The organism is Niallia sp. FSL W8-1348 (genome assembly GCF_038006745.1).
Lineage (GTDB): Bacteria > Bacillota > Bacilli > Bacillales > Cytobacillaceae > Niallia > Niallia alba.
Genome location: NZ_JBBOVV010000001.1, coordinates 917,764 through 931,669 on the forward strand (window position 1 = coordinate 917,764; position 13,906 = coordinate 931,669).

Consider the following 13,906-nt stretch of genomic DNA (forward strand, 5'->3'; position numbering starts at 1 on the left):
AAAAGTGACGGTTCATTCCATCACTTTATTGAATCTTATATAATCCCTTAAGCAATTGCTCTAACTGGTTGGTAATCCTTGTCTCTGAATCGGTATCCAATAAGTAGGTTTGATTATCTTGTTCTGTTATTTGATTATCTGTTACATAAGCACCTCTTAATATATTTGTTGCACCTAAATTTGCTAATACTGGTTTTAACGCATAATCCATAACCAATAAATGTGCATAGGTTCCTCCAAGCATTAGTGGAAGAATATTTTTATTTCGAAGACTCTTTTGTGGCAAAAGATCTAAAAATGTCTTAATGATTCCTGAATAGGATGCCTGAAATACAGGTGATAAGACAATAACTCCATCACTTTGTTCCACTTTTTGTCTTGCCTCTACTATATCTTGGTTCATAAAGTCTGCCGTTATTAAGGCATCACTTGGTAATTGATGAACTTGTATAACTTGAACATTCACTTGCTTCTGTCTTAAAAAATCTGCAGCAAATTGTAATATACCTGTTAATCGTGAGTTTATTTTATGCCCACCAGCTATGATGGTTACTGTCTTCATTGAAGTCTCCCCTTTATGAAAATCTTCCCTTGTAAAATTATTGCTTTTTCTTCTTTTCTTATTCTAACATGAATAGCAGAATATATGCTTGAACTGTGTTTTAGATAGGCTGTTTTCGTAAAGTTTGTTGCGATTACCCGCAGCCGGAATACACTTCGCTTTCCGTGGGACTCGCGCTGAGTCTCCTTAGCTTTGCCTCCGGGGTCTCAGACTGTCTCGCTAATCCCACAGGAGTCTACGTGTATTTCGACTGCTCCCATTTTCCTATTCATTCTTTTTTCCTATTGAAACAACAATCCTTTAGAAAACAGCCTGCAGATAACACAAGTTACAAAAATCGCTTTCGTTATAAACATTTTCACATTTTAGACACATTCTTTTGAACAAATTGTGAATTGATTCACATTATTATTTTTTTCTAAGTAGTATTTGATATATTTAACTTGTAAATAATAAAAACAGAAAAATAAGAAAGGATGATTCTTATGTTTATAAAATTTTTAAGAGAAAATAAAATTGCAGCTGGCATTTTAACCATTATTCGTTTATTTCTAGGATATTCTTGGTTTACTTCTGGATTTGGCAAATTAACTGGTGGAGGATTTGATGCTTCTGGATTTTTAACAAATGCCGTTACTAACCCTGTGAAAGGTCCAGATGGCGCAGTAGTCTACGGATGGTATACAAGTTTTGTCGAAGGATTTGCGTTACCAAATGTTGGTTTATTTAATGTTCTTGTACCAATAGGCGAAGTATTAGTCGGTTTAGGATTAATGTTAGGCTGTTTAACAACAGCAGCAGCATTTTTTGGAGTGGTAATGAATTTCAGCTTCTTACTTGCAGGCACAATCTCTCATAACCCTACTGACATCTTGATGGGTATGATTATCATGTTCGCTGGAGCAAATGCTGGCTACTACGGTCTAGATCGATGGGTATTACCTTATATTAGAAAAGCAATCTTTAAAAATGAGGAAAATAACGAAGAATTGACAAAAAAAACCTCGTTTAAATTAAACAGAAACATACTGGGACATAAGTATTCCAGCCGAAGATCAACCCGGACAATGATACAAATGTAAAAAATATTTCGTATCATTGTTTGGGTTTTTTATTCATGTAAAAAAGAAGATTTGTCGTAATCACCCGCAGCCTGAATACACTTCGCTTTCCGTGGGGCTCGCGCTGAGCCGCTTCGGCTTCGCCTGCAGGGTCTCAGACTGTCTCGCTAATCCCACAGGAGTCTACGTGTATTCAGGCTGCTCCATTTTCCAACTTATTCAGTGTCTATAGCGCAATGGAACGAACTAGTTCTTTCACTGGACTATTTTTAAAAACACTACTAACCAAGTATGCGAAAGCACCCATTATTTAATGGCTAAATTAAGGATTATTCGTCTTTACAGAGTATCTATTTAGCTATGTCCTAGCCTCTTTCTTCTTTACTGCCATTCATTAAATAAACTAATCTTATGCTCCTTTAGACTTTTTTGACAGTCTATAATCCTTTGATTTAGGCTTCCTTTAAATAATAAGCTTAAATCTTTTTGTTCTATCTTAAATCGTCCATCTACTAAAGCGTCTAAATATATACTTAATTGTGTAAATTCATCGGGATAGGTGGTCATTAATTCTTCCCACAGAAATCCAGTATAGCACCAAATATTTTTATTTATCTGTTTACATTCTTTGGCTAATTGGATAAGTTCCCTTATTTGCAGCATTGGTTCACCACCACTAAAGGTAATATCATTTAAAGGGTTTTGATTTACTTTGCTCATGATTTCGTCAATCGACATTTCCCTTCCTCCATTGATTCTCCAACTCTCTGGATTATGACACCCTCTACAATAATGAGTGCACCCTGCGAAAAAGATAGTAGTTCTTAGCCCTGGACCGTCTACAATGCTATCCTCCACAATGGACAATACTCTCATCGATGTTTAACTCTTTCCCGCTCTTCTGCACGTTTCGCACTATTCCAACGATCAAGAGAGCCGACAAGATAGCCAGTTATTCTTCTAATTCTTTCAATCTTTGACTCTTCCTTTTCCCCACAATTAGGACATTCGTTATTAATTATCCCTTTATGTCCACAGCTTATACAACGATCAACAGGGTGATTAATACTTCCATAGCCAATTCCTGTTTCTTTCATCGTCCGGACAATTTTTTCAATCGCATCTAAATTCTTGTTTGCATCTCCATCTAATTCTACATACGTTATATGACCTGCGTTTGTTAGTGAATGAAATGGCGCTTCTCGTTGAATTTTTTCATATATAGAAATCGGGAAATGGACGGGAATATGAAAACTATTCGTAAAGTATTCTCTATCTGTCACTCCTTTAATAATTCCAAATTTCTTTCTAGCAGCTCGTAATGCCTTTCCAGCAAAAGACTCTGCTGGTGTTGCAAGGAGAGAATAGTTTAGCTGATATTTTTCCAATGCTTCATCCGCTTTTTGGCGCATAAACTGTACAATACGCAAACCAATTTCATAGGCCTTTTCACTTTCTCCATGGTGGACACCGAGTAAAGATACAAGACATTCTGCTAAACCAACAAAACCAATAGATAATGTTCCTTGCTTTAAAATGTCCTCAACCTGATCATCCAACTGCAATTCTTCTCCACCTTGCCAAACACCTTGGCCATATAAAAACTTGAAATTTGCTACTTTTTTCTTTCCTTGATATTGAAATCTTTCATGTAACTGCTGTATAACCAATTCTGTCGTTTCATCCAATTTTTGAAAAAACGATTCTATTGTGGTTGACTCTAAAGCCAATAGAGGGAGATTGATACTGGTGAAAGATAAATTCCCTCTTCCAATCGTTTGTTCACTCCCATGAATATTTCCCATTACTCTAGTTCGACACCCCATTGTTGCTACTTCTGATTGAGGAGTGCCATTATAATAGGCCAAATTAAATGGCGCATCGATGAATACAAAGTTAGGAAACAATCGTTTGCTTGTTGTTTCAATCGCTAAGCGGAATAAATCATAATTCGGATCTTCTTTTTGAAAATTAATTCCGTCCTTTACTTTAAAAACGATAATCGGAAAAATGGGGGTTTCTCCGGAACCAAGCCCCGCTTGTGTAGCCAGTAATAAATTCTTTGTTAGCATTCTGCCCTCTTTCGATTGATCGGTTCCTAAATTCACCGAAACAAAGGGAGTCTGACCGCCCCCGCGCGAATGCATACTGTTACAATTATGTATAAATGCCTCACAAGCCTGATACGTTTCTCTTTCGGTCCATTGCCATGTTTTTCTTTCTAACTCTTCTTCATTTTGAATTATCTCACTTAGTCTTGCTCTATTTTGTCTGTATGTTTTTTGTACATATGGTGCAAGGTCATAGTCTAACATTGGGATAGCTTGTCCCCCATGCTGCTGATTCTGGTTGGCTTGTAAAATGATTGATGTCAGTGCCATCGCACTCATAATAGATTTAGGTTCTCTCATAAACCCGTGGCCAGTATTAAACCCACTCTTTAAAATGGTTGCTAGAGGGATTTGACAGCATGTTGTCGTACCAGAAGAATAAAAATCAAGATCATGGATATGGATATATCCTTCTTGATGCGTTTTTTTGACGTTTTCCGATAGTAAATGTTCTACTGTATAGTATTTAGAAGCAGTAGCAGCAAATTGCATCATATGGCTCATCGGTGACATTCCATCCACATTTGCATTTTCTTGAATTAAATCTTGATTATCGCTTCTAATTATTTCTTCAAATTCATTTAATAATTGGACATTATTGCCCATTTAACTCACTCCATTCATCAAGGAATCTTTATCCATTATAATAGCAACCTATTCATTTTTTCTATATATTGTGTTCAATTCACAAAAAATACACAATATATAGAAATGATCAAACGGTGTAACGTAAGGAATATAAAGCTTTACACTATTCACAAAGTATTTTTATTGATAAACTTATTGTAAAATCAGTAGTAAAGGAAGGATAATTATGAATTCAAAAGGGACTATACAAGAGGATACTCTATATAGTAATGAGTTAGGAGAAGAAGTAACTTTACTTATCTATCTGCCTCCAGCCTTTTCTCCTCTTTATAAATATAATTTGCTTATCGCACAAGATGGGAAAGATTATTTTCAATTCGGGCGCATCGGCAGAGTGGCGGATGAATTACATATAAATCATCAAATAGCAGATAGTATTATCGTTGGTATTCCTTATTCCACTGTCCAAAATCGCCGGGAAAAATATCATCCAAACGGAACCCAAAATAAAGCCTATATTCGCTTTTTGGCACATGAACTTGTTCCCTATTTAGATGAACAGTTTCCGACCTTCCAAATGGGATTAGGACGTGGCCTTATTGGCGATTCGTTAGGAGCAACCGTCTCATTAATGACTGCTTTAAAATATCCGCATACTTTTGGAAAGCTTATATTGCAATCTCCACTAGTAAATGATCATGTTTTAGAAACGGTACGCAAGTTCGATCATTATCATTTACTTGAAATTGATCATATTATCGGTACAGGCGAAACAGCTGTCAAAACAACCATTCACACAACTGAAGATTTTCTTGCCCCAAATCGAGCATTATCCCAGCTATTGCAGTCAACAAATGCTGATTATACGTATGAGGAATTTGACGGAGATCATACATGGAAACATTGGCAGCCATATATAGCAAAAATGCTAGTTAAAATGTTTCCTTCTTAAGAATGTTGTTTTTTTATAGAACCCATATAAAACGTAGTGTATGCAGACTACGGATAACAGCAACAAACTTTACGAAACCAGCTATTCATAAAGAAAATTAACCATCAGCAAAGGTGTTCCTCAAGCCTTCACTGATGGTTAGTTGCGCTTATCGGACCTTTATGGGGTAAGTTTAGTCCTCGATTTTCCTTAGCTTCAAATTGGTCCGTTAAAAGTGGAATAAAGCAAACCTCCGTTCGCCAAACATTAGATTTTTTCTGAAATCTTTGAACTAAAAAGAAGAATTTTGTTATAATATCTTACATATAGAACATTGAAATCGTAATAATAGATAGTCCATTTTCTATATTTTAAATTAAACCTTTTATTTTGAAATGGAGGTCCATCGAATGAAATACGGTATTGCTATTTTCCCTGGAAAAGATTTGCAGGATTTGGCCAATTCTCTTCGAAAAAGATATGATCCAAAATATGCTTTAATTCCACCACATATTACGTTAATCGGCGATTTTGAAGCTAATAATGAAGAGATTGAAGAAATAAGTAAAAAACTGGCAACGATTGCAAGCCATTATCATTCTATTCCCATTAAAGTAACAAAAGTCAGTTCTTTTAAACCCGTAAGCAATGTTGTTTACTTAAAGATTGAGCCAAGTACAGACTTAGAACACCTGCACCAAGAACTAATAAGTACATTGGCTGTTAACCCAGAGCATCCATTTGTTCCGCATATTACCCTTGGGCAAAATTTATCGAGTGACGAGCATTTGGATTTATACAGTAATTTACGGATGCAAAACTACAATTTTGAAGAAACAGCGGACCGTTTCCATTTGCTTTATGAATTGGAAAATGGATCATGGACAGTCTATGAAACATTCCGTTTAGGAAAGGAATAGTGAAAAGTGGAAGTAGTAGTTGTTAAAACAGATAAAGAATTAGAAGATGCATTTTATGTACGACAAACTGTTTTTGTAAAAGAACAGAACGTACCAATGGAAGAGGAAATTGATGCGTATGAAAAGGATAGTGTTCATTTTGTCCTTTATGATGGCGACAAACACCCAATTGGTGCTGGACGCTATCGAACCTTTGATGAATACGGAAAAGTGGAAAGAATTTGTATTCTCTCTACCAATCGCAAAGGAGGCGCAGGTAAAGCAATTATGAGTAAAATTGAGGAATATGCCCTAACTAGCGGTGCCCCTGCCCTAAAACTAAACGCACAAACACATGCGATTCCTTTTTACAGCAAATTAGGATATGAAGTAGTTTCGGAAGAATTCTTGGATGCTGGTATCCCACATAAAACAATGATTAAGAAATTATAAGGTTATTTTGGTTGCCCTATTGTTTGAAGCAAAGCTTTCCTGCTAAAAGGATAAAGCTTGTGGTTAAACTTAATAGGGCAACCTTTTTTGTTTCCACGATTATAGAATATAAAGGTTTAATTTTTCTACATCTGCCCAAAATCACTAGCGTCGCATAAACATTGACGGAATTTTCCGTTATTAATTATCCTTACTTTTGAGTAAAAAGAAAGATGATTAAACATAGGTAGTAAACATCCATTTTTTTACTATACCTTGTGGCGAGTGTGATAGAGACAGTGATTGGCTTATGGGACAGTGTTTCCCCCTATTTTTCTCAACCAAATGTGTTCCGGTTTCCATAAAGCTGCTTTCAAATAACGACTAATTTGTAAGTACGATCGCTTACTTTTCGTGTTCCGTTGAGCCAGTACATTCAAGCAATAGACGATCATCGCTATATACACTTGGTTGTGCACAGCTTGTTCACTCTGTCCAAAGAATTTTTTGATATTCAAATGCTGTTTCATCCATTTGAAAAACAGTTCAATGGCCCACCGTGATTTGTAAAGTTCAGCGATTTCATCCGCACTTAAATCAAAACGATTCGTTAACAAGTGTAGCTCATTTCCTTTTGTATCCCATACTTTGATCAAACGGAAAACATTCTCCGATCGATTTTGTGTGGTTCCAATGACGACCATCTCATCCGATAACACAGAAGAATCTTCTGGTAACGAGAGTGTTTCAAGGCTACGTACAACCGCATTTTTACGCAGTCGAGAGACGAAGAAATAGCCTTCATCTGTCATGCGATCGAATCGTTCATAGTCCAAGTATCCACGATCAAACACATACATGCATTCTTTGTCATCGACCAGGATCTCAAGCTGGCCTCGGTCATGTTCGTTGGCATTTGTAAGCACGGATTGATCTGGATAGGAATGACCTTTTTCCATAAATACGAGGCGTAGATGGAGCTTCACACCAGATTTGGTTTTTCGAAATTTTGCCCACTTATGGTTGTTCAAGTTTAATGGTAATGTACTGGAATCAATAATTTTAAGAGGTGTTGTCGTTTTTCGTCTCGCTTGAAAATCAGTCTTCCGATGAATTTGCTTGACTAAATCAAGAAAAATAGTTTGGAAAAACTCCGTTGGAACCAGATTTAATCGCCTACCCAGTTGAGAGAAACTAATGGAATCAAGTTGAGTGGCGTTTTGTAATTCTTCTGAAAACACGCAATCACTTAATGCACGCAAACTCTCCGTTTCATGGAGTTGTGCATATAGTAGTAATTTCAAAAAGGAAGTCATATGCAGCTTCTTCGTATAGTAATTTAATTGATAGTTTTTCACTTGTTCCTCTAACAAATTGTTGGAAATAGGTGAAAGCCATTGTTCAAATGATGTTTTTCGTGTAAACTTATCCATGCGTTAGTCCTTTATTTTGGATTTGGATAGGTTACTACCACCAACCCATTATAAAGGCTTTTTTTATAGAAAAGTTTATTTGCGGAAAATTTAATTTATTTAGCTATGTTGAATTATTTTAATGCGACACTAGTGGCCCAAAATAAATGTAGGAAAGGGTGATTTGCATGGAATTCACACATATATTCGGCGAACTTTTTATTGGCTATTTCTTATTGCTTCTTTTAACAAAAGTATTAGGAAAAACACAAATCACTCAGATTACTACATTTGACTTTGTCTCTGTCTTAGTACTAGGTGAGCTTGTTGGAAATGCTATGTATGATGCAGAAACTGGAATTAAGGAAATTATTTATTCCATACTTGTTTGGGGAGGGCTAATTTACATAACAGAATTTATTACCCAAAAGTTCCGAAAAAGCCGACAACTTTTAGAAGGAAAACCATCCATCATTATAAATAAAGGCAAAATTGATTTTAATGAGTTAAAGAAAAATCATTTAGATATTAATCAATTACAACATTTACTTCGTGCAAAAGATGTTTTTTCGATTACAGAATGTGCTTTTGCTATTCTAGAAACAGACGGTACAATAAGTGTTCTAAAGAAATCCGCGTTTGTTAATCCAACTAAGCAGGATATGAATTTACCACTTGATATTATTTCCCTACCGATAAGTATCATTCAAGATGGAGAAATCATAAAGGAAAATTTACCTCGTGTTGGTTGGAATGAGGATCAATTAATACAAGAATTAAAAAAACAAAATGTTCAATCCCATAAAGATATTTTATATGCCGAATGGCGCGAAGGGTCGCCATTATTTATTCAGAGCTACAAGATGAATTAAAACCCTTTATATCTGTGCATGAAAATAAGTGCCTTTTCCAGTTAATTGCGCCATTAACTTCTCATTGGCTGCTTGTTCTTCATGCATGTGTTTTTGCTGGTAAGAAGTCTGAGAAGGATGTTTCATCTCTAGATTGGCAGAAAAATTAGCGATTTTTGCAACAGGATAAATTTCTTCTTTCTTATAATTCTTCGCTTTGCTAACAATATCTCTAATCGCATACTGGTCTGCTTGAAAATGAGTGATTGGTAAAATATATCCCATCAGAATCTGTCCCTTCTTTTTTATTATTGGCTGTTTTGGTAAAGTTTGTTTCTATTCCCCGCGACCTGAGTATACTTCGCTTTTCGTGGGGAAAACGGAAGCCTCCTTAACGTCTGCCTCTCGGATTTCATCTATCTCGCTAATCTCCATAGCGTCTACGTATAATCAGGTTGCTCCATATACTATCTTTTACATTCTCCTATTAACAATCAACCTTATTATGGTATCCTTTTCCCTTCTTTTCCAAATACTAAACCCCTTTTCTACTCTTTCAACTATCCTCTGTTTTTGATATGATAGATATTATTTCTAATAATGCACGGTTACATGTATTACTAATAGATTCGAGGTTTCCTATGTTAACAGCTTTTTATTATGATAGACTCATTTCATTGCATACAATTGACAGACAAGAATTACAGAAAATTTATGAAGCTGGTAAAAATGGTTTTCTCGCATGCTCTGTATGTGGAGAAGCGGTAAAGCTATATTTGGGAATAAAAAGCGCTCCCTACTTTTATCATTATTCTTCTAAACAACCATGTATGACAGAAGCTCCTAATGTTGAAGAGGAACAAGCTGCTACCATTGATATCAATTACGAAGAGAAAAATGGCTTTCGAATTCCTAAGAGTAGAAGTATTTCGAAAAACAGTACAGAAAACACTCCTTTTCAACCGCCAATGTCCGTTAAAGCGACCAGTCATACATCTGAAATCGCAAAAAGTAAACCAGTCACTTTCCCAAAGGAATCTTATTTAACTATTCTAAAACAAAATGGCTATTCTCTTGATACTACCCAAAGTAAAGCTGTTGCAATAGATGATGGACCAATTCTGGTACTTGCTGGTGCAGGAAGCGGCAAAACGCGTGTACTAACGATGCGTGCAGCATATCTCATCCATGAGAAAAATGTTGATCCGTCATCCATTATGCTTGTTACTTTTACAAATAAAGCGGCTAATGAAATGAAAGAACGGTTATTGCACTATCCAATGATGAATAAAAGCTACGTGCAAAAAATTGTTTCAGGAACTTTTCATAGCATTCTCTACCAAATATTAATTTTTCATGAACGAGAGAAATGGCAGCGAAATAAGCTATTAAACAGTAATTGGCAAAGAGAACTTTTATTAAAGGAAATTGCAAGAGAAAAGCAAGTGGAAGAAAAAGACTTTCCTTTCGATGCAGCTCTTCAATTGATAAGCGCTTGGAAAAACAGCATGCTATTCCCTAAGGAAGTTAAACCTGTTAATGACTGGGAAGAAAAAGTCGCCCAGTTATACATTGGCTATGAAACGAAAAAACAACAGCGAAATCTGTATGACTTTGATGATATGCTTCTTGGTGGCTATCATTTCTTTCTTGAGAATCCAACTATATTGGAATCTTATCAAAGACGTTTTACTCATTTCTTATTGGATGAATTTCAAGACATTAATAAAGTGCAATATGAATGGATGAGGCTAATGGCTAAATCAGCACAATCTGTTTATGCAGTAGGCGATGATGATCAATCTATTTATTCCTTTCGCGGCAGTGATCCAAAATACCTGTTAGATTTTGAAAAAGATTATCCGAATGCTAAAACAATTATTCTAGATTATAATTATCGCTCTTCTCAAGAAATTGTATCGGTAGCTAAATCCACTATTAGTAAAAACACGAAAAGACGCACAAAAAAAATGATTACTGGCTATTCAGGTAAACATCCGCTTGCTTTTTATCCATATGACGAAGAAGAAGAAGCAACCATGATTTTGAGCGATATTCAAGAAAAGATAAAGATGGGGTATGAGCCTAAGGATTTTGCGATTTTATTTCGGACAAATACAAATAGTCGGGCTATGTTTGAGCGACTTGCTTCGTCTAGTCTGCCATTTCGTTTAGAACAAGATACTGGCTCCTTCTATCAAAGATTTATCGTCAAAAGTATGATGGCTTATTTAAAACTTATCCATGATCCAGATAATCAGCAGGCTGTTGCCGATATTCTTCCTACCCTGTTTTTGAAAAAAACCGTGTTACAGGATATTAAAGCAACAAGTATTCTAGAAGATTGCAGCTTTTTAGATTGTCTTGTTTTTATTAAAACAGGCTTTGCCTTTCAAGAAAGCAGATTAAAAAAGATTCCAGAAATAATAAAACGATTAATTCGTTATTCTCCTTTAGATGCGATAAATTATATTGAAAAAGAACTAGGCTTTCAGGAGTTCATCAAAAAACGAGGCAATGAAGGAAATCAGTGGGATAAAGGGTCAGATGATATCCGAGATTTAAAGGTTGTTGCCCGCAAATTCCAATCAATTAAAGAATTTGTACAATATACGGATCATATGATTGCGATGAATGAAGAATTGCGAAAACAATTCAAAAATGAAGAGAATGTCATCAGCTTAAGTACGATTCATCGTGCAAAAGGTTTAGAATATAATACGGTCTATATTCTTGGTACGGTTGATGGGTCTATCCCTCATGACTTTGCATTAGATTCATTCCGCAATAACAACATCATTCCGTTAGAAGAAGAACGTCGTCTTTTGTATGTTGCAATGACAAGGGCACAACAAGAACTATTTTTATCAATTCCTATGTATTTAAGAGGCAAAAAAGCAAAGGCTTCGCGTTTTTTATCTCCCTTGTCGATAACAGCTTTTACTTCTGAAGAAAAAGATTGCCCAATTATATGAGTTTCTATTTTTAAAAAAATAGGGTAACTATGTCGTGAATTCGAGTAGTTACCCTTCCTTATTCCTTACTTTTTATTAATCATATTAGATAAAGTATTGAAATCAAGCTGTTTGCCGTCTTTTACAATAGATTGAACGATTTTATCCTCTGTTTGTTTCGGAACAGACTTTCCAGCTATTTGTGATACTCTGCGAATAACACTTCTCACTGTTTTTTCATCTTTAAAATTAGCATTTTGTAAGGAATTCGCTAGTTCCAAAATATCTTTCATATTTACGCCAGTTTTTGACTCGATATTTTTAAAGAAATTATTGTTCATACCTGTGTTTCCTCCTTCGATGAGCTACTTTACATTGTATGAAACAAAGAAAAAAAGGTGAGAACATAAGAAAAGAAAACAAAAAATGAATAAAAGGCTTATTAAAATAAAAGGCTGTTTTCGTAAAATTTGTTGCGATTACCCGCAGCCGGAATACACTTCGCTTTCCGTGGGGCTAAGCTTAAGCCTCCTCACTTCGCCTCCGGGGTCTCAGACTGTCTCGCTAATCCCCGTGGCGTCTTCGTGTATTCCGGCTGCTCCATTTTTCCAACTAATTCTTTTTTCCTATTGAATAAACAACAATCCTTTAGAAAACAGCCAAATAAAAAGGAGCTCTCTATGAAAGAGAACTCCTTTCCCCATTGACTAATTGATTAGTTGTAGAAGCTAGCTCCTACGATAACTAAAAGGATAAATAAAACAACGATTAATGCAAAGGAAGAGATACCATATCCTCCACCGCCATAGCCGCCGCCATAGCCATATCCACCATAACACATTCCTACTTCACCTCGTTTCTCCTTGTACTCATTATCAGAATATGGAGAATTGAAGTTTATGTATAGGCAAGCTACTAATAATAATTAGAATGTACGAATGTCATGAAAAAAATTATGCTTTAAGTATATTTCAACACCGAGTTATTCTAATCATAAAAATCAAAAGTTAGCTCTCCTTGATAATCTATTTGCGCGAGAAATACTTCACTTAAATGTATTCCTCTTTTTCTAAGTGCCGAATATACCCATTTCTCCGTAAGGTTACATTTTTCTAAAGTACTTTTATTAATTTTGCCGTCCATAATAATAGTATATAACTCTTTTTCAACAGGTGGTAAATCGATCATATCCTCTACAAGTAAAGGCTGTTTTGCTTTTTTTAAAAGGACACTTAATTCCCCATTTGCTTCTAATGTAGCAAATTCCACATCTTCTACTCGAAAGATAGCCTTGATTCGTAATTGCTCCAATAATTCATCTATACTATACTTTTCTTTTTTTAGATGCTTTTCGATTACGTTACCATCTTTAATAAACACAGTTGGTGTGCCTTCCACAAAATCTCTAAAGCGTTTGTACTTTAAAGATAGATAACTGATTGTAATAGGAATACATGTCCAAATGATAATAGAAGCAACCCCATCTACTATTTTCAACGTTGAATCCAATGATATAGACCCAGCAATATCTCCAACTGTTATTCCAACAATATATTCGAAAAAGGAAAGCTTTGAAAGTTGTTTTTTACCGAGAAGTTTTGTAATAAAAAACAAACTGATAATAATCAAGATAGATCGGATAATTGTACTAATTAATTCATCCATATCAAGACCCCTAGTTATCCTATTCATTCTTCCATAAAAATTAATTCCTTTTATGTCAGTAGTTACCCCTTAGGTTTAAACAGCAATGCACCGATAAAACCAAATATGATAGCAGCAGATATCCCTGAGCTTGTTACTTCGAACATTCCAGTTAATACGCCAATTATACCGTGCTTTTCTGCCTCTTGCATTGCCCCGTGCACTAATGCATTACCAAAACTCGTAATTGGAATTGTAGCACCTGCGCCTGCAAAATCAGCAAATGGCTCGTATAATCCAAATCCATCCAATATCGCACCAGCAACAACTAATGTCGTTAATGTATGTGCAGGGGTTAGCTTAGCAACATCAAACATAAGCTGTCCAATAACACAAATAATTCCACCTATGACAAATGCCCAAAAAAACATTGGAAGCATAGTAATTCCTCCTTTTCCTTT

At 35.5% G+C, this 13,906-nt stretch carries 15 protein-coding genes; 6 read left to right on the forward strand and 9 right to left on the reverse strand.

All coding sequences use genetic code 11. From position 1 onward, the window contains the following. Nucleotides 1-25: 25 nt before the first annotated feature. Nucleotides 26-562, reverse strand: a complete 537-nt coding sequence (gene ssuE, locus NST60_RS04335; protein ID WP_224427372.1) for an NADPH-dependent FMN reductase — start codon at nucleotides 560-562, stop codon at nucleotides 26-28. Between the two features lie 485 nt (nucleotides 563-1,047). Between ssuE and NST60_RS04340 the strand changes: the two genes are divergently transcribed. Then, complete coding sequence (locus NST60_RS04340; protein ID WP_254414803.1) at nucleotides 1,048-1,644, forward strand: DoxX family protein; 597 nt, start codon at nucleotides 1,048-1,050, stop codon at nucleotides 1,642-1,644. Nucleotides 1,645-2,004: 360 nt separating this feature from the next. On the opposite strand, the gene nrdG is transcribed toward NST60_RS04340, so the two are convergent. After that, nucleotides 2,005-2,499: an anaerobic ribonucleoside-triphosphate reductase activating protein gene (nrdG, locus tag NST60_RS04345; protein ID WP_016204353.1), complete on the reverse strand. Its 495-nt coding sequence runs from the start codon at nucleotides 2,497-2,499 to the stop codon at nucleotides 2,005-2,007. Next, a complete protein-coding gene (locus NST60_RS04350; RefSeq protein WP_169188143.1) occupies nucleotides 2,496-4,340 on the reverse strand; it encodes an anaerobic ribonucleoside triphosphate reductase in 1,845 nt (614 codons plus the stop codon). The genes nrdG and NST60_RS04350 overlap by 4 nt, the downstream gene beginning before the upstream one ends. A 208-nt stretch (nucleotides 4,341-4,548) precedes the next feature. Between NST60_RS04350 and NST60_RS04355 the strand changes: the two genes are divergently transcribed. The 3 genes from NST60_RS04355 (at nucleotide 4,549) to NST60_RS04365 (ending at nucleotide 6,605) form a co-directional block, all read left to right on the forward strand. Next, complete coding sequence (locus NST60_RS04355) at nucleotides 4,549-5,274, forward strand: alpha/beta hydrolase (RefSeq protein ID WP_328020781.1); 726 nt, start codon at nucleotides 4,549-4,551, stop codon at nucleotides 5,272-5,274. Nucleotides 5,275-5,663: 389 nt separating this feature from the next. Further along, the gene (locus NST60_RS04360) at nucleotides 5,664-6,173 is read left to right on the forward strand and encodes a 2'-5' RNA ligase family protein (RefSeq protein ID WP_169188142.1); all 510 of its coding nucleotides are present in this window, start codon (nucleotides 5,664-5,666) and stop codon (nucleotides 6,171-6,173) included. A 6-nt stretch (nucleotides 6,174-6,179) separates the two neighbouring features. Beyond that, nucleotides 6,180-6,605 (forward strand): GNAT family N-acetyltransferase, encoded by a 426-nt coding sequence (locus NST60_RS04365; protein WP_169188141.1) that lies wholly within the window; start codon nucleotides 6,180-6,182, stop codon nucleotides 6,603-6,605. Between the two features lie 287 nt (nucleotides 6,606-6,892). On the opposite strand, the gene NST60_RS04370 is transcribed toward NST60_RS04365, so the two are convergent. Beyond that, on the reverse strand, nucleotides 6,893-8,017 hold the full coding sequence (locus tag NST60_RS04370) for an IS4 family transposase (protein ID WP_016205491.1): 1,125 nt from the start codon (nucleotides 8,015-8,017) through the stop codon (nucleotides 6,893-6,895). A 167-nt stretch (nucleotides 8,018-8,184) separates the two neighbouring features. On the opposite strand from NST60_RS04370, the gene NST60_RS04375 reads away from it, so the two are divergent. After that, complete coding sequence (locus tag NST60_RS04375) at nucleotides 8,185-8,868, forward strand: DUF421 domain-containing protein (RefSeq protein ID WP_016204348.1); 684 nt, start codon at nucleotides 8,185-8,187, stop codon at nucleotides 8,866-8,868. A gap of 6 nt (nucleotides 8,869-8,874) precedes the next feature. On the opposite strand, the gene NST60_RS04380 is transcribed toward NST60_RS04375, so the two are convergent. After that, complete coding sequence (locus NST60_RS04380) at nucleotides 8,875-9,132, reverse strand: hypothetical protein (protein WP_169188140.1); 258 nt, start codon at nucleotides 9,130-9,132, stop codon at nucleotides 8,875-8,877. Between the two features lie 356 nt (nucleotides 9,133-9,488). Here NST60_RS04380 and NST60_RS04385 point away from each other — a divergent pair, with 356 nt between their 5' ends. Next, on the forward strand, nucleotides 9,489-11,822 hold the full coding sequence (locus tag NST60_RS04385; RefSeq protein ID WP_212120917.1) for a UvrD-helicase domain-containing protein: 2,334 nt from the start codon (nucleotides 9,489-9,491) through the stop codon (nucleotides 11,820-11,822). A gap of 65 nt (nucleotides 11,823-11,887) precedes the next feature. Here NST60_RS04385 and NST60_RS04390 read toward each other — a convergent pair whose 3' ends face one another. The 4 genes from NST60_RS04390 to spoVAE all read right to left on the reverse strand — a co-directional run bounded on the left by NST60_RS04390 (nucleotide 11,888) and on the right by spoVAE (nucleotide 13,885). After that, nucleotides 11,888-12,142, reverse strand: coding sequence for a stage VI sporulation protein F (locus NST60_RS04390; protein ID WP_101730314.1), 255 nt, complete (start codon nucleotides 12,140-12,142; stop codon nucleotides 11,888-11,890). Between the two features lie 374 nt (nucleotides 12,143-12,516). Then, complete coding sequence (locus tag NST60_RS04395) at nucleotides 12,517-12,642, reverse strand: YjcZ family sporulation protein (protein ID WP_040344002.1); 126 nt, start codon at nucleotides 12,640-12,642, stop codon at nucleotides 12,517-12,519. 146 nt (nucleotides 12,643-12,788) lie between these two features. Beyond that, nucleotides 12,789-13,466, reverse strand: a complete 678-nt coding sequence (locus NST60_RS04400) for a DUF421 domain-containing protein (RefSeq protein WP_328020784.1) — start codon at nucleotides 13,464-13,466, stop codon at nucleotides 12,789-12,791. Nucleotides 13,467-13,528: 62 nt separating this feature from the next. Continuing rightward, nucleotides 13,529-13,885 carry a stage V sporulation protein AE gene (spoVAE, locus tag NST60_RS04405; RefSeq protein ID WP_016204342.1) on the reverse strand — a complete coding sequence of 119 codons (357 nt, stop codon included), beginning with the start codon at nucleotides 13,883-13,885 and terminating at the stop codon, nucleotides 13,529-13,531. Between the last annotated feature and the right edge of the window lie 21 nt (nucleotides 13,886-13,906).

Excerpts from the sequence above, each read along its gene's own strand:
- ssuE (WP_224427372.1), bottom strand. The coding sequence starts at position 562 with ATGAAGACAGTAACCATCATAGCTGGTGGGCATAAAATAAACTCACGA.
- NST60_RS04340 (WP_254414803.1), top strand. The coding sequence starts at position 1,048 with ATGTTTATAAAATTTTTAAGAGAAAATAAAATTGCAGCTGGCATTTTA.
- nrdG (WP_016204353.1), bottom strand. The coding sequence starts at position 2,499 with ATGAGAGTATTGTCCATTGTGGAGGATAGCATTGTAGACGGTCCAGGG.
- NST60_RS04350 (WP_169188143.1), bottom strand. The coding sequence starts at position 4,340 with ATGGGCAATAATGTCCAATTATTAAATGAATTTGAAGAAATAATTAGA.
- NST60_RS04355 (WP_328020781.1), top strand. The coding sequence starts at position 4,549 with ATGAATTCAAAAGGGACTATACAAGAGGATACTCTATATAGTAATGAG.
- NST60_RS04360 (WP_169188142.1), top strand. The coding sequence starts at position 5,664 with ATGAAATACGGTATTGCTATTTTCCCTGGAAAAGATTTGCAGGATTTG.
- NST60_RS04370 (WP_016205491.1), bottom strand. The coding sequence starts at position 8,017 with ATGGATAAGTTTACACGAAAAACATCATTTGAACAATGGCTTTCACCT.
- NST60_RS04375 (WP_016204348.1), top strand. The coding sequence starts at position 8,185 with ATGGAATTCACACATATATTCGGCGAACTTTTTATTGGCTATTTCTTA.
- NST60_RS04380 (WP_169188140.1), bottom strand. The coding sequence starts at position 9,132 with ATGGGATATATTTTACCAATCACTCATTTTCAAGCAGACCAGTATGCG.
- NST60_RS04385 (WP_212120917.1), top strand. The coding sequence starts at position 9,489 with ATGTTAACAGCTTTTTATTATGATAGACTCATTTCATTGCATACAATT.
- NST60_RS04390 (WP_101730314.1), bottom strand. The coding sequence starts at position 12,142 with ATGAACAATAATTTCTTTAAAAATATCGAGTCAAAAACTGGCGTAAAT.
- NST60_RS04395 (WP_040344002.1), bottom strand. The coding sequence starts at position 12,642 with ATGTGTTATGGTGGATATGGCTATGGCGGCGGCTATGGCGGTGGAGGA.
- NST60_RS04400 (WP_328020784.1), bottom strand. The coding sequence starts at position 13,466 with ATGGATGAATTAATTAGTACAATTATCCGATCTATCTTGATTATTATC.
- spoVAE (WP_016204342.1), bottom strand. The coding sequence starts at position 13,885 with ATGCTTCCAATGTTTTTTTGGGCATTTGTCATAGGTGGAATTATTTGT.